Origin of the sequence: Sphingopyxis sp. GC21 (assembly GCF_025727575.1) — a bacterium.
Taxonomy (GTDB): domain Bacteria; phylum Pseudomonadota; class Alphaproteobacteria; order Sphingomonadales; family Sphingomonadaceae; genus Sphingopyxis; species Sphingopyxis terrae_A.
Genome location: NZ_CP095845.1, coordinates 18,220 through 42,874, shown reverse-complemented (window position 1 = coordinate 42,874; position 24,655 = coordinate 18,220). Strand labels below are relative to the sequence as shown.

The following is a 24,655-nucleotide window of genomic DNA, read 5'->3' as shown; positions in this document are numbered from 1 at the left end:
GCTGAGCTTGTCGAAGCACCGTTCTTCTCTTTCGACGCTGCAGAATGAAGAATGGCCCTTCGACGAGCTCAGGGCGAACGGAAATTTGAAAGCGGCGCTAAAACGCAAACAGCCAGATGAAGAGGATATTGACCGCGAGCAGCGGGATCGCGGTGCCGATCTGCACCTTGATGACGCCATAGGGGTTTTTCAGCTCGAGCAGCGCGGCGGGGACCAGGTTGAAGTTCGCCGCCATCGGGGTCATCAGCGTGCCGCAGAAGCCCGCAAGCATGCCGATCGCGGCGACGACCGCGGGGTTGCCGTCATATTGCTTGATGAGCAGCGGCATGCCGACCGCCGCGATCATCACCGGAAAGGCGGCGAAGGCGTTGCCCATCACCATGGTGAAGAGCGCCATGCCGAGCCCGAAGGCGACGACGGCGCCGAACAGGCTGCCTTGCGGGATCGCGGCGCCGATCAGGTCGCCGACGACTTCGCCGACCCCGGCGAGCGCGAACACCGCGCCGAGGCTGGCGAGCATCTGCGGCAGGATCGCCGCCCAGCCGACCGCGTCGAGCAGCCGCCGCCCCTGCTGCGCCGGGAGCAAGAGCGCGGGCCGCAGCTGCGCCATGCCTACGGCGAGCGCGATCACCACGCCGATGCCGAGCGAGATCAGCGTCGCCTGCTTCGGATCGGCGAGCCCCGGCACCCATTTGAAGAGGAAGGTGCCGGCGAGTGCGACCGCCGGGATGATGAGCGCGACGACAAGCAGGAAATTGCCGTATTTCGCTGCGCGTTCGGCCTGCACGCCCGCCGCCACGTCGCCGCCCGGCGCGCGGCCGATCTGGCCCGCCCCGGCGATCGCGACGAGTGCAAGCACGAGCAGCCCGTTGCCGAAATCGCCGAGCCGGTCGCCCGCGAGCATCGACAGTGCGAGCAGCCCCCAGAAGGCGGCGTTGCCAAAGCGTTTGGGATTGCTGCGATCACCGAGGCCGAGCGCGGCGAAGATCGCGAAGGTCAGTCCGGCGAGGACATAGACGAAACCGAGCGTGATCATGCGCCGATCCCTTGCCCCGGCGCGCGCAGCATCCGCTTTTCGAGCAGCCGCAGCCGGAAGCCGTGGATCAGGAAGGCCGCGATCGCGGTCGGGATCGCCCAGACCGAGAAATGCAGCGGTTCGATGACATAGCCATAGCCTTCGAGCAGCCCCTTCATCAGCAGGATCGACCCGATGGCGAGGAAGATATCTTCGCCGAAAAACAGTCCGACATTGTCGGTCGCGGCCGCATAGGCCCGGATCTCGTCGCGCTGGGCATCGCTCAGCGCGACGCCCTGCGCCTCCGCGGCGGCTTCGGCCATCGGCGCGACGAGCGGACGCACCGTCTGCGGATGCCCGGCCACCGACGTCAGCCCGACCGCCGACATCGCCTGGCGCAGCAGCAGATAGGAGGCGAGCAGCCGGGCGAGCGTCGCGCCCTTGATCCGCCCGATCAGCGAGCGCGCATGCTGCTGAAGCCCATAGGCTTCGAGCAGGCCGATGACGGGGAGCACGATCCAGACGATGCTGACATAGCGTGTGTCGTTAAACGCCTTGCCGAAGGCGGCGATGATCGCGGTGACGTCAAGCCCGGCGGCCAGACCCGTCGCGAGCGCCGACGCCATGATGACGAGCAGCGGATTGAAGCGGAGCAGGAAGCCCGCGATGATGATGGCAATCCCGATCAGGACAAGCATCTAATCCCCCTCCGCTTCGCCATAACCGCCGCCGCCGGGGGTTTCGATGACGAAGGCGTCGCCCGCGCTCAGGTCCGCGCTGGCAGTCGCGCCCAGTTCTTCGGTCGTCCCGTCCGCGCGCTCGATCCAGTTGCGGCCCGGTGCGCCGTCGGCCCCGCCCGCAAGGCCGCACGGCGCGATCCGACGACGATTAGCGAGAATATTCGCAGCCATCGGTTCGCGAAACCGGATGCGGCGCGTAGCGCCGTCGCCGCCGTGCCAGCGGCCCGCACCGCCCGAACCTTTGCGGATCGAGAATTCCTCGACGATCACCGGGAAGCGCGCCTCCATCACTTCGGGATCGGTCATCCGGCTGTTGGTCATGTGCGTCTGGATCACCGCGGTGCCGTCGAAGCCGAGGCCAGCGCCCGATCCGCCGGCGATCGTTTCATAATATTGGTAGGCCTCGTTGCCGAAGGTGAAATTGTTCATCGTCCCCTGCGCTCCCGCCATCGCGCCGAAGGCGGCGAACAGCGCGTCGGTGATGACCTGGCTGGTCTCGACATTGCCCGCGACAACCGCGGCTGGAAAGCGCGGCGAGAGCATTGAATCGTCGGGAACAATCAATGTCACCGGCGCCAGGCAGCCCTCGTTCATCGGTATCGGGTCGTCGAGCATCGTGCGCAGCACATAGAGCACCGCCGCGCGCACGACCGGCAGCGGCGCGTTGAAATTATCGGGGAGCGTCGCCGACGAGCCGGTAAAGTCGATGGTGACGTGGCGCGCCGCGCGATCGACTGACACGGTGACGACGACTTCGGCGCCATTGTCCATCGCATAGCGGAAATGACCATCGCCCAGCCGCGCGACGAGCTGACGCACCGCCGCCTCCGCCTGACGCTGACCATGTGCCATATAGGCGGCGACGGTCGCGCTTCCGTGCGCGGCGGCGAGGTCGGCAAGGCCGCTGGCGCCGCGCTGGCAGGCGGCGACCTGCGCCTTCAGATCGGCGATGTTGAGCGCCGGGTTGCGCGCCGGCAGGTCGCCTGCGGTCAGATGCTCCTGCACGGCGGCGTCGCGGAAATGGCCGTCATCGACGATCAGCATATTGTCGAAGATGATGCCTTCTTCTGCGATATTGCGGCTGCCCGGCGGCATCGATCCGGGCGCTATCCCGCCGAGATCGGCGTGGTGGCCGCGCGCCGCGACGAAAAAGGCGGGGGTATCGGCACCCGTATCGACGAACACCGGCATGATGACGGTGATGTCGGGCAAATGGGTGCCGCCGTCATAGGGGGCGTTGAGCGCATAGGCATCGCCGCGCCGGATGCCGCGTCCGTCGCGCGGGCGACCGTCGGCGCCCGGACCGCGCTGGCGCAATATGGTCCGCACGCTTTCGCCCATCGACCCCAGATGCACCGGCATGTGCGGCGCATTGGCGACGAGCCGCCCTTCGCCGTCGAACAGCGCGCAGGAGAAATCGAGCCGTTCGCGAATATTGATCGACGAAGCGCTGTGCTGAAGCGCGCCGCCCATTTCCTCGGCAATCGCCATGAACAGGCTGTTGAAGATTTCGAGGCGCACGGGATCGGGTGCTGCAGGATCGTCACTGCCTCCTTGCGATGGCAAGGCGACGGGACGAATGGCCGATGGCTTTGCGAGCCGCAGCGTCCCCTCGGGCTCGACCGTTGCCGTCCAGCCGGGTTCGACGACGGTCGTCGACAGCGGATCGACGATGATCGCCGGGCCAGTGATGCTGCGGCCGGGAGCAAGCGCGCTGCGCTGATGAAGTGGGACGGCGCAGGGTCCGCCCGCGAGCCAGGCGGTGACGGTTTCCGCCTCGACCTCGGCCGCTGGCGCGGGCGCGGGAAGAGCCGCGGGCGCGCCGCCCGCTTCGGTCAGTTCGACACGGATGCGATCGACGACCAGATCGTCATGCGGCGCATAGCCGAAACGCCCGCGGAAGGCGTCGATGAAGGCAGCGCGCACCGTGGCGGGATCTCCGGTCGGCAGCTCGATCGCATTGTCGCTGTCGGCAAGACGCACGAACAGCAGGGTTTCGTGCGTCACCGTTACGTCGGGTGCAAGATCGCCGCGCGCCTGAGCGACGAGTTCGGCCTCCGCGCGGTGCAGCGGTTCGACGCAGCTCGCGCCGAGCGGCAGCGCAAGCGTGCGCTCGCGGATCGCCGAGGGCCGTGCGAGGCCCATACCATAGGCTGACAACACCCCGGCGAGCGGGTGGAGCAGGATCCGGTCGATCCCCAATGCGTCGGCCACGAGGCACACATGCTGCCCCGCGGCGCCCCCGAAGCCGACGAGATGGTAGCCCTGTGTCACATCATGTCCGCGCGCGATGGTGATACGTTTGATCGCGTTCGCCATCTGCTGAACCGCAATCGCTAGCAGCCCCTCCGCAAGCGCCTCGGGCGTGATGTCGTCGACTTCGGCCGCCAGCGCAGCGAATTTTTCGGCGACGATGGCGCGATCGAGCGGCTGGTCGCCGGCCGGTCCGAAGAGCCTGGGGAAATGTTCGGGCTGAATCTTGCCGAGCAGCACGTTGCAGTCGGTGACGGTCAGCGGCCCGCCGCGGCCATAGGCGGCGGGGCCGGGATTGGCGCCCGCGCTTTCGGGTCCGACGAGCAGGCGCGCACCGTCCCAGCGGCAAATCGAACCGCCCCCGGCGGCGACGGTGTGGATACGCAGCATCGGCGCCCGGATGCGCGTGCCCGCGACGATGCTTTCGTTATCGCGTTCGAGCCGCCCGGCATAATGGCTGACGTCGGTCGAGGTGCCGCCCATGTCGAAGCCGATGAGGCGATCCTCGCCCAGCGGCGCGGCGCTGCCGACCATGCCGACGATGCCGCCCGCCGGACCCGAGAGAATCGCATCGCGGCCATGGAACGCCGCGGCCGATGCGAGCCCGCCCGAGCTTTTCATGAACTGCGGACGGCTATCGTCGCCAAGCTGGGCGCAGAACTGGCCGACATAGTGCCGCAGCACCGGCGACAGATAGGCGTCGGCAAGCGTCGTGTCGCCGCGCCCGACCAACTTGATCAGGGCGCTCACCTCATGGCTGACCGAAATCTGCGCGAAGCCGAGTTCGGCGGCAATCTCTGCCAGGCGCCGTTCGTGCGCGGGATAGCGATAGCCGTGCATCAATATGATCGCGATGCTGTCGATTCCCGCCGCACGCGCCTTTTGCAGCGCGGTGCGCGCGGCGTCTTCGTCGAGCGGGATCAGCAATTCGCCGTCGGGACCGACGCGCTCGGCGATTTCGGCAACTTGGGCGTGCGGCGGAGGTGTGCGGTCGAGCCGGCGCGCGAACAGGTCGGGGCGATCCTGATAGCCGATGGTCAGCGCATCGCCGAAGCCGCGCGTGATCGCGAGGAGGGTCGGCGCGCCCTTGCGTTCGAGCAGCGCGTTGGTCGCGACGGTCGACCCCATGCGCACCGCGAGCGGCGGCAGCGCGCCTGTCCCGGCGCCGGTCAGGTCGCGGATCGCACCCACCGCCGCGTCGCCAGGGCGCGCCGGGTCTTCGGAGAGATATTTGGCAGTGACGACCGCGCCCGCCGGCGAGCGCGCGACGACATCGGTGAAGGTGCCGCCGCGATCGATCCAGATATGCCAGCGCGGATCAGGCGGTGGCGACACGATCGGGCCAGCGAATGACGATGGACAGGCCGTGATCGGCGGCGGCGCGGGTCCATTGCCCCTTGAGCTGGCGTTCGATCAGCGAGCGGATGAACTGGGTGCCAAAGCTTTCGCTTTCGATGTGCGGGGTTTCGGGCAGGCCGCTTTCGATCCACGACAGCTCGACATCGCCGCCGTCGCGGCGCCAGCCGACCGCAAGATCGCCCTTCCCGCCGAGCGCGCCATATTTGACGCTGTTGGTCACCAGTTCGTGCACGGCAAGCGCAATAGCCTGCGCGCCCTCTTCGTCAAGCCGCACGTCCGGGCCTTCGACCGCGGCAAGCCGCTGTGCGTCCCAGCCCGCAATGTCGAGCTCGCGGCGGACGATACGGCCTAGGTCGACCGTATCGACCGCGCCGGTAACCAGCATCTGCTTCGAATCGGACAATGCGCGCAGTCGCCCGTCGAATTTCGTCTCGAACGCCTCGAGGCTGTCGACCTCGCGCAGCGTGATCCGCGCGAGCGCGCCGATGCGGGCGAAGGCGTTTTTCATGCGGTGCGCCATTTCGCCGATCATCAACTCACGATCTTCGGCATGACGCTCCTTCTCCTCCGCCAGCGCCTGCGCCGCGCCGAGGCGGCGATGCTGCAAGCGGTGCAACTGCACCGCGAGCCAGGCGAGCGCAGCGCCGAACAGCAGGATCGCGAGCGGACGGCCCAGCCGGTCGATGAAGCGGCCGTAGGACAGCCGCATCGTCCAGCGGCGATCGGCGACGCGCAGCGTCTCCTCATGCGCGTCCCAGCCAACCTTGCCATGACGGAAGACGAGCGGCGCCGACGGGCCTTCGCCGGCATAAACTTCGATCCCGTCGACCGTATCGAGCTGGTTTCCCAGCACCGCGCGCATCAGATTCTCGATGCGGAACGGCGCGTAGACAAAGGCCTCGATCGGTTGCCCGGCCGAGGGCGGCGGCACCGCCGAAGGCGCGGCGTCTGCAGCCACGGGCGGGTTGGCGTAGACGGGCACATAGATCAGGAAGCCCGGCTGCTTATGCTGCGCACTACGTTCCTGGATCAGTTCGACGATCCCGCTCGCTGCCGGCTGACCGGTCTGCCAGGCGCGGCGCATCGCCTCGCGCCGGATCGATTCGCTGTACATGTCGTAGCCGAGCGCCCCGCGGTTGCGAGCATTGTCGGGTTCGACAAGGACGATGGGAAAGCCGATCGGCTCACTTGTCCGCGGCCAGACCTTGATCTCCCTGCCGTAATTTTCGAGCAGCTGCGCTTCGGCCGCGGCGGGAGTATCCTGCTGGATCGCGACGGCGATGCCGACCCCCTGCATCCCCGGCGCGCGCACCTGCGGCCGCAGCGCCGCGAGGAAGGCGCGAACTCCCGGCCCGCTCGCCGCCGTGTCGGACTGATAGAGCGCGCGCACCCCTTCGAGCACCGCGAGCTGATCGCGCAGCCGGACGTTGACCTGCATCGCGACGCGGGTCGCCTGCTCATCCTCCTGCGCCTTGTTGTAGAAGAAGCTGGCGACCGCCGCGGCTAGGGCCGCTGCCAGGATGCCGAGCCCGACGAAGCGGACCGAAAGGGCCATCAGCCGATCTGCCCAGAGCGAAGGGCGCATTACACATATCCTGATGATTGCTGCCGTAGCAGCGCCCCCCTCTGTCACAAATAGGAGCATGCCAAGCGACCGATAGCAAGCAGCATTTCTTGCGCATCGCTGCAATCATCGAACAGGTTGCAGTGAGCAACCGACCGCCTATGCTCGGGCTGGAATCAGGAGGATGTCATGATGATAGTCTATGGGTCGATCGTATCGCCGTTCGTACGAAAATTGCTGGGGTTTCTGGGCGAAAAGGGCCTCGATTTCGAGCTCAAGGGCGTCGGCATCGGCGATCCTGATCCCGGCTTTCGTGCCGCTTCGCCGCTCGGCAAGATGCCGGCGATCGACGACGACGGCTTCCTGCTCGCCGATTCGAGCGCGATCATCCACTATCTCGAAGCGAAATATCCCGAACCGGCGCTGATCCCCGCCGACCCCGAAGCGCGCGGCCGCACCGTGTGGTGGGACGAGTTCGGCGACACCGTGTTCGCGGCCTGCGGCGGCAAGATGTTCTTCAATCGCATCGTCGCCCCCAAATTCCTGGGCCGCGAAGGCGACCTCGCCGCCGCCGCCGAAGCCGAAGCCGACGAACTGCCAAAATTGCTCGCCTATCTGGAAAGCGCGATCCCGGCGTCAGGTTATCTGGTCGGCGACCGGCTGACCCTCGCCGATCTGGCGGCGGTGTCACCGCTGGTCAACGTCCGTCACTGCGGCGTAACGATCGATGCCGCAACCTATCCCAAAATCGCCGCGTGGAGCGAGGCGATCCTGTCGCGCCCGAGCATGGCGCCCTGGATCGCCAAGGAAGAGCGGATGATGGCGAAGGTGCTGGCGGGTTGATCCGGACCGGCGCGGCGATCGCGGGCGCGCTGGCGCTCGCATCCCCGGCGGCCGCGCAACCGTCGATGCCGGTGGCTCGTGCCACCGACGCCGACCGGTTGCTCGTCGGCCTCGCGGACGAAGCGGCGGGCGAAGCGATCGTAACGCTGCGCCATGACGAAGCGAGCAACGCGCCGACGTGCAAGGCTGGCAGCGTGCGAGGCGGGCCGGCGATCGCCGATGCGTCCTGCGCGCTCGCGCTCAAAAAGCTCGGCTGGGCAGCGGCGGGGGTCGATCGCAACGGTAAACGGCAAGCATTGCCGCGCCTACGCATCGCCTGGACCAAGCCCGACAAGGCAGGCGCCGAGCCCGACGCCACCGACGACGATGGCCTGACGCCAATAAGCCCCGAGCGCTGGGTCCTGCCTGCCGATTATCCCGGTACACGGGCGCAAGGTGCCAGCGAGTTCATACTGGATGTTGCACCTTCGGGCCGCCCGACCGCTTGCCACATCACAAAATCGGCCGGCAGCGACATCCTTGATCGCAAGACCTGCGAGGTCCTGATGCGAAGCGGGCTGTTCCTGCCCGCCCTCGACGCGCAGGGAAAGCCGCGCCCCGCGCAGTTCCGCTCGCGGCTGAGTTGGGCCATCGAATAGCGGGGGGGGGGGGGGCGGCCAGCGAGACGCAGCGTGTGCCGCTCTCGTCATCCCATGCGCTATCCAGGAAAGCGAAGCGGCAAAGGAATTGCGTTCGGCCAAACTTCGCCTTGAAATCCCTTGCATTTGCGAATCAGTCGCACTAGCGGCCTCCTCAACAGGAGTTGAGAATGATTCGCAAAATTGTCACTGCGGCGCTTGCCTGCACCGCACTTTCCTCCCCCGCGCTCGCGCAGTCCGCGGCGCCTGACACGAACGCCGAGGAACATATCGTCGTCACCGCGGCGCGCACGATCCTACCGCCCAACGCCCTGCCGCTGACGGTCGATGTCATCGGCAAGGACGCGCTCGATCAGCAGGTGCTGATTTCGGGATCGGTCACCGACGCGGTCGCAACGCTGACCCCCAGCTTTTCGCCGACGCGGCAGAAATTGTCGGGCGCGGGCGAGACGCTGCGCGGGCGCTCGCCGCTCTATGCCATCAACGGCATTCCCCAATCGACCCCGCTGCGCGACGGCAGCCGCGACGGCTTCACCATCGACGGCTTCTTCATCGACCGCGTCGAGGTCATTTATGGTTCGAACGCGCTGCAGGGGATCGGCGGCACCGGCGGCATCGTCAATCAGGTGACGGTCGGCGCGCCGAAGACCGAAGGCGTCAGCGGCCGGCTGCTGCTGCAGGGCACCGCCGACGACGAATTTTCCGAAGCCGGCATGGGCGGCAAGGCGGCGGGGCTGATCCAGTATCGGGCCGGTCGCTTCGACGCGTCGGTCGGCGCCGCCTATGAGGTGCGCGGGATCTTTCGTGACGGCGAGGGCCGCCCGGTCGGGATCAATCTGACGCAGGGCGAGACGCAGGATTCCAAGACGCTCTCGCTGTTCGGACGCTTTGGCTACGAGGTCACGGACACGATGCGGCTCGACCTGATCGCCAGCCGTTACGAGTTGAAGGGCGACGGCGATTATGTCGCGGTGGCAGGCAATCGTGCGACCGGCCTGCCGACCAGCGCAGCGCGCGGCACCCCGCCCGGCGATCCCGCCGCGAGCCGCACCGAAAGCCTGGCGCTGTCGTTGACCGACAGCAACCTTGGCGGCGGGAATTTCGTCGGCCAGATTTTCTGGAACCGTACCCGCGACACCTTCGGCGGCGAACCCAATCCGATCGCGACCTTCCAGGACGTCCAGATCGCGCCGGTCGGAACGCTGTTCGATCAATCGCAGAACCGCAGCCGCAAATATGGCGCCAAGCTGAGCTATGAGCGTGCGGTGCCCGGTTTCGAGGCACTGACGCTGATCGCCGGTTTCGACGCGCTGTGGGATTCGACCGAGCAGCGGCTGATCGCCACCGACCGCGTCTGGGTGCCGCCGACCGATTTCCGCAGCTTCGCGCCGTTCGGACAGGCCAATCTCAAATTGTTCGACGGGCTCGTCCGCGTCGCCGGCGGCGCGCGCTACGAGAATGTGAAGATCAGCATCGACGATTATACCACGCTCGCGAGCGCCGGCCGCACCTTCGTCAAGGGTGGCAGCCCGAGTTTCGACGACGTGCTGCTGAACGGCGGGGTTATCGTCGAGCCGATCCCCGGCATCCGCGCCTATGCGAGCTATGCCGAGGGCTATACCGCCCCCGACGTCGGCCGCATCACCCGCGCGGTGAGCACGCCGGGGGTCGAGATCGACAATTTCCTCAACATCCGTCCGATCGTTTCGAACAACCGCGAGATCGGTGTCGAGGTGAAGCGCGGCCCGCTCGATGCGAGCGCGACCTATTTCTGGTCGTCGAGCAAGGAGGGGCAATTGCTCGTCGCCCGGCCCGACGGCATTTTCGACGTGCTGCGCCAGCGCGTCGCGATCGAGGGACTGGAAATCAATCTGGCGGTCAAATTGCCGATCGACGGTCTGACCGTCTCGGCCGGCTATGCCCATCTCGACGGCAAATATGATGCCGACGGCGACGATGTGGTCGAAACCGACCTTGACGGTGCGAATATCTCGCCCGACCGGCTGAACCTCGCCGCCAGCTACGGCAAGGGGCCGCTGTCGGCGCGCGTCCAGACGCAATTCTATCTGGCGCGCAGTTTCACTGGCCCGACGCGCGACCCGCGCAACGATTTCGAGGGCTATAATCTGACCGACGCCTTCCTGCGCTACCAGACGCGGATCGGCGGCATCAGCCTGGCGGTGCAGAATCTGTTCGACCGGCAATATATCGCCTATGCGAGCGACACCCAGCGCCCGACCGACAATTTCTTCAACTTCGCCGGGCGCGGACGCACCTTCACGCTGGGCTGGGATTATCGCTTCTGATGCAGTTGCTCGACACGCTGCACCGCTGGACCGGCGGGCTGATCGGACTGGTGCTTGGCCTGCTCGGCCTCACCGGCGCGATCCTCGTGCACAAGGATGCGTGGATCGGGCTGCCGCATAGCGGCGATCCGCTGCGCAGCGACCTTGGCAGCGTGACGCGGGCGACCGAGGCGATCATGGCGCAGCCGGGCGCGCAGGGCATCATCTATGCCCGCGACGGCTTCGGTCTCCACCAGACCCGCTTCGACGAAGGCGCCGGCGCCTATGCCGACCAGACCGGACAGATCGTCACCCGCTGGGCGAGCCAGTGGGAGCGGCCCGAGCTGTGGATCTTCGATTTTCATCATCATCTCTTCGCCGGTGACAGCGGCGAGTGGGTGATCGGCATCGCCGGCCTGTGCGGGCTGTTCTTCATTGTGTCGGGCGTCATCCTGTGGTGGCGGACGCGCCGGACCTTCCGCCTGCGCCTGTGGCCCAAGCGGATGAGCCGGCCGGCGATCGTCACGCATCACCGCGACCTGGGGATCGTGATGGCACCGCTGTTGCTGCTTTCGGTCGTCACCGGGACGATGATGATCTTTCGCCCCTTCGCGATGGCTGTCGTCGCGCCCTTCGGTTCGATTGCCGCGGCAGAGAAGTCGATGGCGCCGCCCCAATATAAGGGCGGCCCGCTGGCTGCGAAGCCCGACTATGCGGCGATGCTCGCCGAGGCGCGCCGCCGCTTTCCGGACGGCGAGTTCCGCATCCTCAGCCTGCCGCGCAAGGCGGGCGACCCGATCATGCTGCGGATGCGCCAGCAGGCCGAATGGCTTCCCAACGGCCGGTCGACGCTTTGGTTCGATGCGCAGACGGGCGAGTTGCTCGGCGCGCGCGACGCGCTCGCCATGGCGCCCGCCGCACAGGCGTTCAACAAGGCCTATCCGCTGCACGCCGCCAAGGTCGGCGGACTCGGCTATCGCATCGTCATGACCCTGTCGGGGCTGACGATGGCGATGCTCGGCAGCTTTGCAGTGTGGACCTTCTGGTTCCGGCGACCGAAGCCCGTCCGCTCCCGTCCGCGCCGCACCGTCACCGCCTGATCTCCCGATCCGCCAGCGAAATCGCACCGCGCGGTGCCTGTCTCAATAGTTAGTCATTGACCTAAGTATTGGACCGAGCTAGGAGGGCGGGCGAAAGGAATGCGCCATGTCGACCATCCGGCCCGACGCCCCGATTGCGCCCGAACCGGCGATGATCGACGGCATCTTCCGCGCCCTCGCCGACCCGACACGGCGGCAGGTCCTCGAACGGCTGGGCGAACGACCGGCCTCGGTCAGTGAACTTGCGGCGCACCACCCCATGGCGCTCCCCTCCTTTCTCGCGCACCTCAAGGTGCTCGAAGGCTGCGGCCTCGTCCATTCGCGCAAGCTTGGCCGGGTCCGCACCTACAGCCTTGCCCCCGACCGGCTGCGGCTGGCCGAGGACTGGCTCGCGACCCAGCGCCGCCTGTGGGAAGGCCGGCTCGACCGCATGGATGCCTATCTGCTCTCGCTCAAGAACAAGAAGGAGACCTTCGAATGACCTTTCCGCTCAGCCCGGTCGACCCCGACCTCGACCTTGTCCTCGAACGCGTGATCGACGTGCCCGCCGACCTTGTATGGAAGGTCTGGACCACGCCCGAGCATCTGGTGCACTGGTTCGTGCCCAAGCCCTGGACGGTCACCGCTTGCGAGATGGACCTGCGCCCCGGCGGCGTCTTCAGCACGACGATGCGCTCGCCCGAGGGTGAGGAGTTTCCCAACAGCGGCTGTTATCTGGAAGTCGTGCCGGGCGAACGGCTGATCTTCACCGACACGCTGCTCCCCGGCTTCCGGCCGGCGCCGGCGCCCTTCTTCACCGCCGGCCTGTTCCTGACCCCGCAGGGCGACAGCACCCTCTATCGCGCCGTCGCGGTCCACGGCGACAGCGCCGCGCGCCAGAAGCATGAGGAAATGGGCTTCCACGACGGCTGGGGAACCGTGGTCGGCCAGATGGTCGACTATATCAAGGCGATGTGATCCGCCGGCGCACGTCGGCAGCGGACATCGGGTATCGGCTCGGCGAGGCATAGCGCGCTTTCCTATTTTCGCCGCGCTCCTATATCGTCATCGCTTCCATGACCCGCGCCCGCGTCCTCCTTCTGACCGCCGCCCTCGGCCCGCTCGACTATCGCGTCCCGCACGGCAGCGACGCGCCGCTCGGCAGCGTCGTCGTCGCGCCGCTCGGCCCGCGGCGGCTGGGCGGCGTGGTGTGGGAGGATGAAAGCTTCGGCGCCCCCGAACCCGTCGGCGACAACCGCCTGCGCAATCTGTTCGAGGTCGTGCCGGTGCCGCCGATCCGCGCCCCGCTGCGCCGCCTCGTCGAATGGACGAGCGACTATTATCTCGCACCCCCGGGATCGGTGCTGCGCATGGTTCTGCCCGGCGCCGCCTTTGCCGACGCGCGGCGCCCCATCGTCGAATATCGCGCCACGGGAGAGCTGCCGGCACGGATGACGCCGCAGCGCACCGTGGCGCTCGAAAAGATCGGCGCGCGCCAAGGCATTGTGCGCGAACTCGCGGCGCTGGGCGAAGTCAGCGAGGCGGTGATCCGCGGCCTCGTCCAGACGGGCGCGCTCGAGGCCGTGAGCGTGTCGGCCGATCAGCCCTACCCGGAGCCCAACCCCGGCTTCGCGCCGCCCGACCTCTCGGACGAGCAAGCGGCCGCCGCCGGGCAATTGCGCGACGCCGTCGCCGCCCGCGGGTTCGAGACGCTGCTGCTCGACGGCGTCACGGGATCGGGCAAGACCGAAGTGTATATGGAGGCGATTGCCGCCGCCATCGAAGCGGGCAGGCAGGCGCTGGTCCTGCTCCCAGAAATCGCGCTTACCGAACCGATGCTGACGCGCTTCGCGGCGCGCTTCGGCTGCGAGCCGGTGGCATGGCACAGCGGGCTGCGGTCGGTCGAGCGGCGGCGCGCCTGGCACGCGATCGCAAGCGGCGAGGCGAAGATCGTCGTCGGCGCGCGCTCGGCGCTGTTCCTGCCCTATGCCGATCTGGGCGTGATCGTCGTCGACGAGGCGCATGAAACCAGCTTCAAGCAGGAGGATGGCGTCCATTATCACGCGCGCGACGTCGCGGTGATGCGCGGCCATTTCGAGGGGCTGCCGGTGATCCTTGCGAGCGCGACTCCGGCGCTCGAAAGCCTCGCGCAGGTCGAGGCAGGGCGTTACCGCCATATCGTGCTGCCCGCCCGATATGGCGGCGCGACACTACCCGACCTGGCAGCAATCGACATGCGGCAGGATCCGCCAGATCGCGGCCGCTGGCTCGCCCCGCCGCTCGTTGAGGCACTCGCCGACCGGTTGCAAAAGGGCGAGCAGAGCCTGCTTTTCCTCAACCGCCGCGGCTTCGCGCCGCTGACGCTGTGCCGTACCTGCGGCCACCGCATCCAATGCCCTAACTGCACCGCGTGGATGGTCGAGCACCGGCTAGTCCATCGCCTCGCCTGCCACCATTGCGGCCATGTGATGCCGCCGCCGCGCCTATGCCCCGAATGCGAGGACGAGGACAGCCTCGTCGCCTGCGGCCCCGGCGTCGAGCGCGTCGCCGACGAGGTGAGCTTACGTTTTCCCGAGGCGCGCACCGCGATTGTCACCAGCGACACCTTATGGTCGCCCGCGAAGGCGGCCGAGTTTGTCGAGGCGGTCGAGGGCGGACTCGTCGACATCATCATCGGCACCCAGCTCGTGACCAAGGGCTATCATTTCCCCAATCTTACGCTCGTCGGGGTGGTCGACGCCGATCTCGGCCTCGACGGCGGCGATCTGCGCGCCGCGGAGCGGACCTTCCAGCAGATCGCACAGGTTGCGGGACGCGCGGGGCGCGGGGTGAAGCCCGGCGAGGTGCTGATCCAGACACGCGTGCCCGACGCGCCGGTGATGGCGGCGCTGGTCGCCAACGACCGCGAAGGCTTTTATGCCGCCGAAACGGCGGCGAGAAAGTTCGCCGGGGCGCCGCCCTATGGCCGCTTCGCCGCGCTCGTCATTTCGTCCGAGGATATCGAAGTCGCGCGCGGCGTCGCGCAGCGGCTGGGCGAAAAGGCGCCTGTCGCCGATGGTCTCGCTATCTATGGCCCCGCGCCCGCGCCGCTTGCGATGCTGCGCGGCCGCCACCGCTTCCGCCTCCTCCTCCACGCGCCGCGCAGTTTCGACCTGCAGGGCGCGATCCGCGACTGGATCGGTCGGATAGATTGGCCGGCAAAGGTGCGCCTCGCGATCGACGTCGATCCCTATAGTTTCGTTTAAGGCGAATCGGCATTTACAGGGCCGACATTGGGGCTAGACCTTTGTCATGTCCCGCTTGACCCTGCGCCTTGCGCTCGCCCTCGCCACCGGCCTCGTTGCCGTCAGCGCCACGCCGCTTCTTGCCGAGCCAATCGCGGTTCCGGTCGTCACGCCAAAGGATCTCGGCGATGAGGGCAGCGGGCGCCTGATCGTCTTCGCTCAAAAGGTCGAACCCGGCGCAAAGCCCCAGGACGCGGTCGACACGTCGCCGTTCGAGCCGACCGGCACCGCGATCGCGGCGATCGAAGTGAGCAGCCTCAAGCCGGGCCGGACCGCAATCGTCGGCACCGACGTCGATGCCTTTCCGGCCGCCTGGTCGACACTGGCGCCGGGCGCGTATCGCATCCAGGCGGTGTTCGACCGCAACCATGATTATAATTATGGCGGGCGCGGCGCCGGCGATCTGGTTTCGCCCGTCGTCGAAGCCCGTCTGCCAGGGCCGGTGCCGACCTTGTCCCTCGATCGCGAGATCGCGGGCCAGGATTTTGCAGCCTGGCTTGCCGCGCTATCGCCCGAGGCGCGGGCGGGTATCGAACCCGGGCTGACGTCGGTCGAGCCGCTGTCCGTCCACAGCGCCGCCCTGTCGCGCTTCTGGGGTCGCGACACAGCGATCGAGGGATGGGTCGCCTTGCCGCCGGGCTATGCCAAGGGCGGCGACACCTACCCCACCGTCTATTCGGACGGCGGCTTCGGCAGCACGAGCGACAGCGCGCACGCAAGCGCTGCGCGCACAGCGGCGATGATGGCGAAGGGCGACCTTCCTCCGATGATCTGGGTCTTCCTCGACCATCATATCGCGACCGGAACGCACGAATTTGCCGATTCGGCCAACAACGGCCCGTGGGGAACGGCACTGACGACCGAGGCGATCCCCGCGCTGGAAATGAAATATCGCATGGACGCCCGTCCGTCGGGCCGCTTCCTGACCGGGCACAGTTCGGGCGGCTGGTCGACGTTGTGGTTGCAGGTCGCCTATCCGAAGCTGTTCGGCGGAAGCTGGCCGACCGCGCCCGACCCGAGCGATTTTCACGATTTCACGAATATCGACCTCTATGCGCCTGCCGCCAACGCCTATGCAGGCAGCGACGGAAACGACCGGCCGCTCGTTCGCGAGGACGGCAAGGTCGTCGCGACCTTTCGCCAGTTCGCCCAACTCGAGGCGGTACTCGGTCCCTATGGCGGCCAGCTTGCAAGCTTCGACTGGGTCTTTTCGCCCAAATGCCCCGATGGACGTCCCTGCCCGATGTTCAATCGCGTGACCGGCAAGATCTATCCCGCCGTCGTCACCTATTGGCGCGATCATTATGACATAGCGCATATCATCGCGCGTGACTGGGCACGGCTCAAACCCGATCTCGACGGCAAGATCCATCTTACCGTCGGCACCGCGGACACTTTTTATCTCAACCAGTCAGCCGAGCGGCTGAAGGCCGTCCTCGACGGCCTCGGCGCAAAGGCGAGCTTCCGCTTCGTTCCCGGCCGCACCCACTTCGATCTCTACAAGGAAGGCGACGATCGCTGGGCGCTCACCAAGACGATGGCAAAGGAAATGTACGCCGTGGCGCGGCCCGCAACGGCCACTCAATAATCGGGTTCGCCGCCGCCCAGCACCTGCTGCGCCTGACCGGTCAGCCACGCCATCGCCGCCGCCCACGGCTGATGCCCATGACTGATCCGCGCGACGCCGAGCGCCGCCAGTTCGGCATGGGTCGGCCCCGCCTTGGCGCGCAGGATATTGACCGGTAGCGGCGACGCCGCGCAAATCGCGCCAATGCAGCGCGCATCGCCGAGGAAGGGGACGAACAGCGAGCCTGCGCCGGCATCGGCATAGGCGCGGGCGCGCTCGAGCACGGCGGCGACGAGCCGGTCGCCCTCCTTCGCCGCATCGGCGCCGCGAAAGACATCGCAGCGGGCGTTGACGAAAATTCCGGTATCGGCCGCGGCACGGTAGCGCGCCTGCGCCTCCGCGATCGGCAACAGATCGTTCCGGCCGGGCATCCGGTCCTCCATATTGATCCCCGCCGCTCCCGCCGCCCTTGCCCGCTCGACCGAGGCGCCAACGCTGGCGGGATCGGCGCCATAGCCCGATTCCATGTCGATCGTGACCGGCAAGTCGGTGACCGACAGGATGCGCGCGAGATTCTCGAACACATCGGCGAGCGGAAAATCCTCGCCATCGGCGCGGCCCTGCGCGCCGGCGACGCCATAGCTTCCGGTCGCGATCGCCTTGACCCCCGCGGCGGCGACCGCCTTCGCGCTGCCGGCATCCCAGATATTGACCAGAATCAGCGGGTCACCGGGAATGTGAAGCGCACGGAAGGTCGCGATTTTGTCGGTCATTTAATTTCCCTTTTCAGAAGTTCGCGCTTGATCGGCAGGCCATAGGCATAGCCGCCGAGCGAGCCGTCGCTGCGCACGACGCGGTGGCACGGGATGAGGACCGCGACGTTGTTCGCACCATTGGCGCTGCCCGCGGCGCGCACCGCCTTGGGCTTGCCGACCGCGGCCGCGATGTCGGCGTAGCTGCGCGTCTCGCCCGCCGGTATCTTGCGCAGTTCGCGCCAGACCGCTTCCTGAAAGGCGGTGCCCTTCACATCGAGCGGAATATGGTCAAAACCGGCCGCCGGCGCCTCTACCGCATCGACCACCTGCTGCAGCAGCGCGGTGAAATCGGCGCCGCCCTCGACCAGTTCGGCGGCCGGGAAGCGCGCCTCAAGCGCATCGCGCCCTTCCGCAAAGCTGAGGCGGCACACGCCCTTTGCGGTCGCCGCGACGAGCATGTCGCCAAGGCTCGTCGATACCACCGCCCAGTGAATCGTCGCGCCCTTGCCGCCATTCACCCATGCCGAAGCGGTCATTCCCATGCGTCCCTCCATCGTGTCGTAAAAGCGCGACGGCCCCGAAAAGCCCGCGTCATAGATGGCGTCGGTCACGCGCCCCGCCTCGCTCAACGCCGCCCGGGCGCGCTCCTCGCGCAGCGCCCTTGCATAGGCAGCTGGCGAAAGGCCGGTGTGACGGGTGAAGACGCGCTGAAAATGGGTCGCCGAATAGCCGGTACGCGCCGCAAGATCGGCGAGCGCGAGCGGCTCCTCGCTGTCCTTGATCGCGGCGATGGCGGCGATCACGGCGCCTTCGTCGCGCGCGACATCGTCTGGCAGGCAACGCTTGCACGGGCGCAGTCCGGCGGCGCGTGCTGCGGCTCCGTCGGCGAAGAAGCGGACATTCGCGCGCGCCGGATGCCGCGCCGCGCAGCTCGGCCTGCAATAGATGCCCGTCGTCAGCACACCGGTGACGAAGCGTCCGTCGAGCGCACGGTCGCGGCGCTGCACCGCCGCCCAGCGATCGGCATCGGTCATGCTGTCGGCGCTCATGGCTCGGCTCCCTCGCTCGCATCCCGCTCGATCCGCGCGGCAAAGCATCCGTACGCGGCATTATGGGCGTCGATATAGGCGATGCCGGCGTCCGCGAACAGGTCGCGGATTGCGGCATCGGCTTCGCCCGGCCCTGCGACCCGCGCGGTTCGCAGCATGCCGTCGGCACCAAAGGCACGCATCGCGAGCGGGCGCCCCTCGAACACCGGCGGCGTCCGGTCGCGCCACATCGTGCGCGCCGCGCCGCGCCGGACATAAATGGCATAGGCGCTGCGATAGGGCGTGGCGACGTCGTGGCTGAGGTGATGCAGCAGTACTAGTTCCTCGCCCGCCCTTGCGTCCTCCAGGCTGACCCGGCAGGGAAAGCCGCGGTCGGCGGTGGCAATGACGCGGCGGGCGTTCCGCGCGCTCAGCGCCTCATCGTCGAGCGCGAAAAGCGGGGCGAAGGGCGCGGGGTCCAGCCCCTGAATTCGATAGCGCATTCGATCAGTCATATGCGGCTCCTTTGTCTGCTCGCCGATTTGTCATGCCAGGCGCGGCGATGCGTCCCGATGCTTGCGCTCAAAGCCGGACGATGCGCTCGCCTCTGATTTTTTCCACCAAACCAACAGTTTCGATGCCCGGCATCGACGGATGACATCGGAGACTATCGAATGACGACCATCGACGTATCGCAGACCGGCGGAAAGCGGGCGGCGCCGCGCGACTGGCTCCGGCTTTCCGCTACCCTCTGCTTCCTGTCGATCGCGGCGGGCCAGTTGCTCTTCACCGCCTTCATCCTGCTTTTCTACTACCCGTCCTCCTTGTCGGGTGACTTCGCCGCGTGGAATGCCAAACCGCTGATCAAGGGCTTCGTGCCCGGCGATGTGGGCGGCAATCTCTTCTTTGCGGCACATGTGCTGATGGCGGCGGTCATCACCTTCGGCGGACTGGTGCAGTTGGTGCCCGCGATCCGGGGACGCTGGCCCGCCATCCACCGCTGGAACGGCCGGCTCTATCTGCTCAGCGCGCTGGTGCTCGCGCTCGGCGGGCCCTGGCTGACCTGGGTGCGCGGCACTTGGCTGCACTGGGCGGGCGCGGTGGGAATCAGCCTCGATGCGCTGCTCATTCTTCTCTTCGGCGCGCTTGCATGGCGGGATGCCCGGGCGCGCCGGTTTGCGGCGCACCGGCGCTGGACGCTACGCCTGTTCGCGGTGGCGAGCGCAGTCTGGTTCATGCGCGTCGGCTATATGACCTGGGGCATCGCGGCCGGCGGCGCGGGGATCGGCACGGCGATGGACGGCCCGTTCGACATCTTCCTGGCTTTCGCCAACTCGCTGCTGCCGCTCGGCGTGACCGAACTCTATTTGCGCACCGGCGCGCGGGGCAGGCCCGCGGTGCGATCCGCCGTGACCGTAGTGCTGGCGACGAGCGCGATCGCCATTCTGGTCGGCAGCGCCGGGGCATGGCTGATCATGTGGCGCCCCTACCTCTAACTTGCCTTCGCGCGCGCAGCGACTAGGTTCGCGGCCATGACCCGTCTTCTCGCATTCTTCTTCGCCCCCCTGCTTGCCCTCGTCGCCTTCGCGGTTCCGGCCCGCGCTGCCGACGATATCAGCGCGGTTTCGCGCAGCGTCGTCCGCGTCGTCACCGTAGCGATGGTCGATGGCGAAGTCGTCGGCTTCGGGCATGGCAGCGGCATCGCCATTTCGCCGACCCGCATCCTCACCAACGCCCATGTCGTCGAATCGGCGGCCAAATATCCGAACAATGTCGCGCTCGGCGTCGTCCCCTCCGAAGGGAAGAAAAGCTATGCCGGCAAGCTGATCGCGATCGATACCAAGCGCGACCTGGCGCTCATCGAAATGACCGAGGGGCACGTGCCCGCCGCGGTCATCTATTCGGGGCCGTTCGAGGCGGGGGCAGAGGTCGTCGCGCTCGGCTATCCGGGCAATGTCGACCTTGCGACCGCGCAGAGCGCGACCGATTATATCACCCCGCGCAGCCCGGTGCGAAGCGAGGGCAATCTGTCGAACACCCAAGCGATCGAGGGCATCGCCACCTATGTCCACACGGCGAAGATCGCGCGCGGCAATTCGGGCGGACCGCTCGTCGACAGTTGCGGGCGCATCGTCGGCATCAACACCTTCATCACCCGCGCCGACGACGGCGATTCGCCCTTCGCCTTCGCGATCGCGGGCCGCGAGGTGACGCGCTTCCTTGGCGACGCCGGACAGAGTTTCGCGAGCGTCGGAACGCCGTGCCTGACGATGGCCGAGGCCGACGCCCGCGACCGCGCCGCGCTGGAAGCCGATGCCCGCGCGCTGGCGCAGGCCAATGCCGCGCGCGACGAAGCGGCGAAGCTCGACCATGACCTCAAGGCCGCGCGCGCCGAGGAAGCGGCGATGACCGCGCGTGAGAACCGCATGGCGCTCGCCGGGGTGCTGTTCGTGATCGGCGCGCTCGGCGCCGGGGCGGCGCTGATCTTCTACAATCAGAAGAATATGCGCCGCGCCAAGATCGCAGGGAGCGCCGGGGCCGCGCTGATGCTGTTCGCGGCGCTGCTCTTTGCGACGCGGCCCGATGCGCATGCGGCGCTCGACGCGGTCGAAGGCGATACGGCCGATACGGCGAAGCCCGAAGGGGCCAAGCTTGCCGAAGGCAATTATCTCTGCACGATCCGCCCTGACCGCAGCCGCATTACCGTGTCGTCGACCACCGACGTGCCGGTCGCGATCGCCGCGAACGGCTGCGTCAACGACCGCACCCAATATGCGATGGGCGCCGATGGCCGTTGGCAGCGTATCCTGGTGCCCAATGAGGAGGCGACCGTGACCGTCGCGTCGATCGATCCGGCGGCGAAGGATTATCGCGTCGACCGCTATCTGCTCGATGCCGACACCATGAAGCTGGCGCGCGAGGCGCGGGCGGGGATCACGCTCAAGGCCTGCACCACCGACCCCGACGCGCTTGCCGGGCTCGCGACGCAGCAGGATGCAATTCGCGCCGTACTGCCCGCCAGCCCGAACGAGCGGCTCGTCTACCAGTGCCAGAAGGCGGCGGCAGGGGCGGGAGCAAAGCCAGCGCCCTGATGCTGCGCGGGGTCGTGGCAGCGTCTGCTATCCCCCGCACGCCTTGAACAGCATGAGTGTGCGGTCCCTCGCGAGGTCGGCGCTCGGTTCGTGATAATCCTTGCGGCGGTCGCTGTTGAAGCCGTGGCCCGCCTCATAGACGAAGATTCGCGCGGTCGGATGATCGCGCGCGATCAGCGTCTCGACGCCGTCCATCGGAATGCCGCCGTCGAAGCGGCCGAAATGGGCGATGGCGGCGCACCCCGGCGCCTCATCCTTGAACATTGTCGGGACGAGGCTGCCGTAATAGGAGGAAGCGGCGGCCAGATCGGGGCTGATCTGCGCCATTCGCCACGCGACCGACCCGCCGTAGCAATAGCCGGTGATGAAGACCGGCCCCTTCGCCTTCAGGGCATCGATACAGGTCTGCGCGTCCTTTAGACTCTGTTCGAACGGATGGAGTTCGCGCGCCAGCTGCACCGCGCGCTCGAACTGCGGCCCCGAATAGTCGCTTTCGAACCCCGGATGCTCGCGGTCGAACAGCGCGGGCGACAGCACCTCATAGCCGTCGGCCGCATATTCGTCGCACAGCTCGCGAATATGATCGGTGACCCCGAAGATTTCCTGGATCAGGACGAGCCCGCCGCGGCGTTCGCCGACTGGCTGGGCGTGATAGACCGCGATTTCCGCGCCGTCGTCCATTGTCATACGGATCATTTCGCCCATCGGCCTTGCCCTCTTCCGTGCTTGCCGCGCCAGTCGTGGCGCGATCCGACTTTCGCGCCTGTTTGGAGAAAGTCGGCCGCTTCGACAAGCGCGACGCAAAGGGGGGCGGAAGGTGAAGCGGATTCCTCCCACCCCCACCTTGCATTGCAACAGAATCGTTGCTAGGCGCGCCGCGACTTCGCGCGGGGGTGGTTCGTCGAATTTCCCCGAAAACCGCGCGACCAAATCCCCCACGGGATCGTAGAGAAGGACTTTCGCGCGTGGAGAATTCCGGCGGCATTCAGGGCAACATCACGGCGGGCCTCGCGGGCCGCTATGCCAGCGCGCTGTTCGATCTGGCGAGCGAATCGAAGGCAATCGACGGCGTTCAGGCGAGCCTTGCAACGCTGCAGACCGCGCTGACCGATTCGGCCGATCTGGCGACCCTGATCTCGAGCCCCGTCGTTACCCGCGGCGATGCCGAAAAGGCAATCGAGGCGGTGGCCAAGGCGTTGAAGCTCGATTCGCTGACCGCCAAATTCCTGGGCGTGCTCGCCGAAAATCGCCGCCTTGCCGATCTGCCCGCGATGATCGACGCCTATCATGCGATCGTCGCGGCGCACCGCGGCGAAGTGACCGCCAAGGTCACCAGCGCCCACCCGCTGAGCGCCGAGCAATTGAAGGCGCTCGCCGCCAACCTCAAGACCCGTGTCGGCCGCGACGTGAAGATCGCGACCACCGTCGACCCCGCCATTCTCGGCGGCCTCGTCGTCCAGCTGGGCAGCCAGCTGATCGACGGCAGCATCCGTACCCGTCTCAACAGTTTCGCCCAGGCGATGAAGGGCTGAAAAGCCCGACGCCAAATTGCCCGATGAAAGGCTGAATAATGGAAATCCGCGCCGCTGAAATCAGCAAGGTCATCAAGGACCAGATCGCCAATTTCGGGACCGACGCCACGGTCAGCGAAATCGGTTCGGTGCTCTCCGTCGGTGACGGCATCGCCCGCGTCTATGGCCTCGACAATGTCCAGGCCGGCGAAATGGTCGAATTCGCCAATGGCGTGAAGGGCATGGCGCTCAACCTCGAAGCCGACAACGTCGGCATCGTGATCTTCGGCTCGGACAGCGAGATCAAGGAAGGCGACACCGTCAAGCGCACCGGCACGATCGTCGACGTCCCCGTCGGCAAGGGTCTGCTCGGCCGCGTCGTCGATGGCCTCGGCAACCCGATCGATGGCAAGGGCCCGATCAAGGCCGACAAGCGCATGCGCGTCGAAGTCAAGGCGCCGGGCATCATCCCGCGCACCTCGGTTCACGAACCGGTCCAGACCGGCCTCAAGGCGCTCGACGCGCTCGTTCCCGTCGGCCGCGGCCAGCGCGAACTGATCATCGGTGACCGTCAGACCGGCAAGACCGCCGTCGCGATCGACACATTCATCAACCAGAAGGACGTCAACAAGGGCGACGACGAATCGAAGAAGCTCTACTGCATCTACGTCGCCGTCGGTCAGAAGCGTTCGACCGTCGCGCAGATCGTTCGCCAGCTCGAAGAAAATGGCGCGATGGAATATTCGATCGTCGTCGCCGCGACTGCGTCGGAACCCGCGCCGCTCCAGTATCTCGCCCCCTATGCCGGCGTGACGATGGGCGAGTTCTTCCGCGACAACGGCATGCACGCCGTGATCGTCTATGACGATCTGTCGAAGCAGGCCGTCGCCTACCGCCAGATGTCGCTGCTGCTCCGCCGCCCGCCGGGCCGCGAAGCCTATCCGGGCGACGTTTTCTATCTGCACAGCCGCCTGCTCGAGCGCGCTGCGAAGATGAACAGCGACAATGGTTCGGGCTCGCTCACCGCGCTGCCGATCATCGAAACGCAGGCGGGTGACGTTTCGGCGTACATCCCGACCAACGTGATTTCGATCACCGACGGCCAGATCTTCCTTGAAACCAACCTGTTCAACGCGGGTATCCGTCCGGCGATCAACGTCGGCCTGTCGGTGAGCCGCGTCGGCTCGGCCGCGCAGACCAAGGCGATGAAGAAGGTGTCGGGCTCGATCAAGCTCGAGCTTGCACAGTATCGCGAAATGGAAGCCTTCGCGCAGTTCGGTTCGGACCTCGACGCCTCGACGCAAAAGCTGCTCAACCGCGGCGCGCGCCTGACGCAGCTCTTGAAGCAGCCGCAGTTCCAGCCGATGCCGTTCGAAGAGCAGACCGCATCGATCTTTGCCGGCACCAACGGTTATCTCGACGCTGTCGCGACGACCGACGTGTCGCGCTACGAAGCGGCGATGCTCGCCTATCTGCGCAGCGACCATGCCGATGTGCTGAAGGCGATCCGCGACACCAAGGATCTTGGCGACGACACCAAGAAGAGCCTGGTCGCGGCGCTCGACGCCTTCGCCAAGATTTTCGCGTAAGCCAAGTTACCGTGAGCCCGGCCTCCTGCGCCGGGCTGACGAACAAGAGGGGC

General features: G+C 67.0%; 20 protein-coding genes. 12 read left to right on the top strand and 8 right to left on the bottom strand.

The window, feature by feature from the left end:
* Positions 1-97: 97 nt before the first annotated feature.
* The 4 genes from MU856_RS00195 to MU856_RS00180 are packed head-to-tail and all read right to left on the bottom strand — an operon-like array spanning position 98 to position 6,952.
* Positions 98-1,036, bottom strand: a complete 939-nt coding sequence (locus MU856_RS00195) for a DUF979 domain-containing protein (protein WP_062901125.1) — start codon at positions 1,034-1,036, stop codon at positions 98-100.
* Positions 1,033-1,713, bottom strand: a complete 681-nt coding sequence (locus MU856_RS00190; protein ID WP_062901126.1) for a DUF969 domain-containing protein — start codon at positions 1,711-1,713, stop codon at positions 1,033-1,035. The genes MU856_RS00195 and MU856_RS00190 overlap by 4 nt, the downstream gene beginning before the upstream one ends.
* Positions 1,714-5,343, bottom strand: coding sequence for a hydantoinase B/oxoprolinase family protein (locus MU856_RS00185; protein WP_263588165.1), 3,630 nt, complete (start codon positions 5,341-5,343; stop codon positions 1,714-1,716).
* Entirely contained in the window at positions 5,327-6,952 is a 1,626-nt protein-coding gene (locus tag MU856_RS00180) for a CHASE domain-containing protein (RefSeq protein ID WP_186401246.1), read from the bottom strand. The genes MU856_RS00185 and MU856_RS00180 overlap by 17 nt, the downstream gene beginning before the upstream one ends.
* Before the next feature lie 168 nt (positions 6,953-7,120).
* On the opposite strand from MU856_RS00180, the gene MU856_RS00175 reads away from it, so the two are divergent.
* The 8 genes from MU856_RS00175 to MU856_RS00140 all read left to right on the top strand — a co-directional run bounded on the left by MU856_RS00175 (position 7,121) and on the right by MU856_RS00140 (position 16,648).
* Complete coding sequence (locus MU856_RS00175; protein ID WP_409574522.1) at positions 7,121-7,774, top strand: glutathione S-transferase family protein; 654 nt, start codon at positions 7,121-7,123, stop codon at positions 7,772-7,774.
* Positions 7,771-8,412 carry an energy transducer TonB gene (locus tag MU856_RS00170; protein ID WP_062901129.1) on the top strand — a complete coding sequence of 214 codons (642 nt, stop codon included), beginning with the start codon at positions 7,771-7,773 and terminating at the stop codon, positions 8,410-8,412. Before MU856_RS00175 ends, MU856_RS00170 begins: the two co-directional genes overlap by 4 nt.
* A gap of 170 nt (positions 8,413-8,582) precedes the next feature.
* Positions 8,583-10,718: a TonB-dependent receptor gene (locus MU856_RS00165; RefSeq protein ID WP_186401247.1), complete on the top strand. Its 2,136-nt coding sequence runs from the start codon at positions 8,583-8,585 to the stop codon at positions 10,716-10,718.
* Positions 10,718-11,797 carry a PepSY-associated TM helix domain-containing protein gene (locus MU856_RS00160; RefSeq protein ID WP_062901131.1) on the top strand — a complete coding sequence of 360 codons (1,080 nt, stop codon included), beginning with the start codon at positions 10,718-10,720 and terminating at the stop codon, positions 11,795-11,797. The genes MU856_RS00165 and MU856_RS00160 overlap by 1 nt, the downstream gene beginning before the upstream one ends.
* 106 nt (positions 11,798-11,903) lie before the next feature.
* On the top strand, positions 11,904-12,278 hold the full coding sequence (locus MU856_RS00155) for an ArsR/SmtB family transcription factor (RefSeq protein ID WP_062901132.1): 375 nt from the start codon (positions 11,904-11,906) through the stop codon (positions 12,276-12,278).
* Positions 12,275-12,754, top strand: a complete 480-nt coding sequence (locus tag MU856_RS00150; protein WP_062764366.1) for an SRPBCC family protein — start codon at positions 12,275-12,277, stop codon at positions 12,752-12,754. Before MU856_RS00155 ends, MU856_RS00150 begins: the two co-directional genes overlap by 4 nt.
* A gap of 98 nt (positions 12,755-12,852) precedes the next feature.
* The gene (locus MU856_RS00145) at positions 12,853-15,021 is read left to right on the top strand and encodes a primosomal protein N' (protein ID WP_062901133.1); all 2,169 of its coding nucleotides are present in this window, start codon (positions 12,853-12,855) and stop codon (positions 15,019-15,021) included.
* Between the two features lie 46 nt (positions 15,022-15,067).
* Entirely contained in the window at positions 15,068-16,648 is a 1,581-nt protein-coding gene (locus MU856_RS00140; protein WP_263588164.1) for an alpha/beta hydrolase, read from the top strand.
* Here MU856_RS00140 and MU856_RS00135 read toward each other — a convergent pair.
* From MU856_RS00135 to MU856_RS00125, 3 genes are read right to left on the bottom strand one after another with little or no spacing between them, the layout of a single operon-like run.
* Positions 16,642-17,400: an isocitrate lyase/PEP mutase family protein gene (locus MU856_RS00135; RefSeq protein ID WP_263588163.1), complete on the bottom strand. Its 759-nt coding sequence runs from the start codon at positions 17,398-17,400 to the stop codon at positions 16,642-16,644. The two genes, MU856_RS00140 and MU856_RS00135, sit on opposite strands and share 7 nt — an antisense overlap.
* Positions 17,397-18,431: a bifunctional transcriptional activator/DNA repair enzyme AdaA gene (locus tag MU856_RS00130; RefSeq protein ID WP_082819837.1), complete on the bottom strand. Its 1,035-nt coding sequence runs from the start codon at positions 18,429-18,431 to the stop codon at positions 17,397-17,399. Before MU856_RS00130 ends, MU856_RS00135 begins: the two co-directional genes overlap by 4 nt.
* Positions 18,428-18,925 (bottom strand): DUF1203 domain-containing protein, encoded by a 498-nt coding sequence (locus MU856_RS00125; protein WP_082819838.1) that lies wholly within the window; start codon positions 18,923-18,925, stop codon positions 18,428-18,430. Before MU856_RS00125 ends, MU856_RS00130 begins: the two co-directional genes overlap by 4 nt.
* A 159-nt stretch (positions 18,926-19,084) precedes the next feature.
* Between MU856_RS00125 and MU856_RS00120 the strand changes: the two genes are divergently transcribed.
* Together MU856_RS00120 and MU856_RS00115 are read left to right on the top strand one after the other, a co-directional pair.
* A complete protein-coding gene (locus MU856_RS00120) occupies positions 19,085-19,906 on the top strand; it encodes a DUF2306 domain-containing protein (RefSeq protein WP_263588162.1) in 822 nt (273 codons plus the stop codon).
* 36 nt (positions 19,907-19,942) lie between these two features.
* Entirely contained in the window at positions 19,943-21,502 is a 1,560-nt protein-coding gene (locus MU856_RS00115; protein WP_062901139.1) for a S1C family serine protease, read from the top strand.
* Between the two features lie 27 nt (positions 21,503-21,529).
* Here MU856_RS00115 and MU856_RS00110 read toward each other — a convergent pair whose 3' ends face one another.
* Entirely contained in the window at positions 21,530-22,198 is a 669-nt protein-coding gene (locus tag MU856_RS00110; protein ID WP_409372280.1) for a dienelactone hydrolase family protein, read from the bottom strand.
* Between the two features lie 269 nt (positions 22,199-22,467).
* Between MU856_RS00110 and MU856_RS00105 the strand changes: the two genes are divergently transcribed.
* Together MU856_RS00105 and atpA are read left to right on the top strand one after the other, a co-directional pair.
* Positions 22,468-23,034, top strand: coding sequence for a F0F1 ATP synthase subunit delta (locus tag MU856_RS00105; RefSeq protein ID WP_058811089.1), 567 nt, complete (start codon positions 22,468-22,470; stop codon positions 23,032-23,034).
* 38 nt (positions 23,035-23,072) lie between these two features.
* Positions 23,073-24,602 carry a F0F1 ATP synthase subunit alpha gene (gene atpA, locus MU856_RS00100; protein ID WP_003043389.1) on the top strand — a complete coding sequence of 510 codons (1,530 nt, stop codon included), beginning with the start codon at positions 23,073-23,075 and terminating at the stop codon, positions 24,600-24,602.
* Positions 24,603-24,655 lie beyond the last annotated feature (53 nt).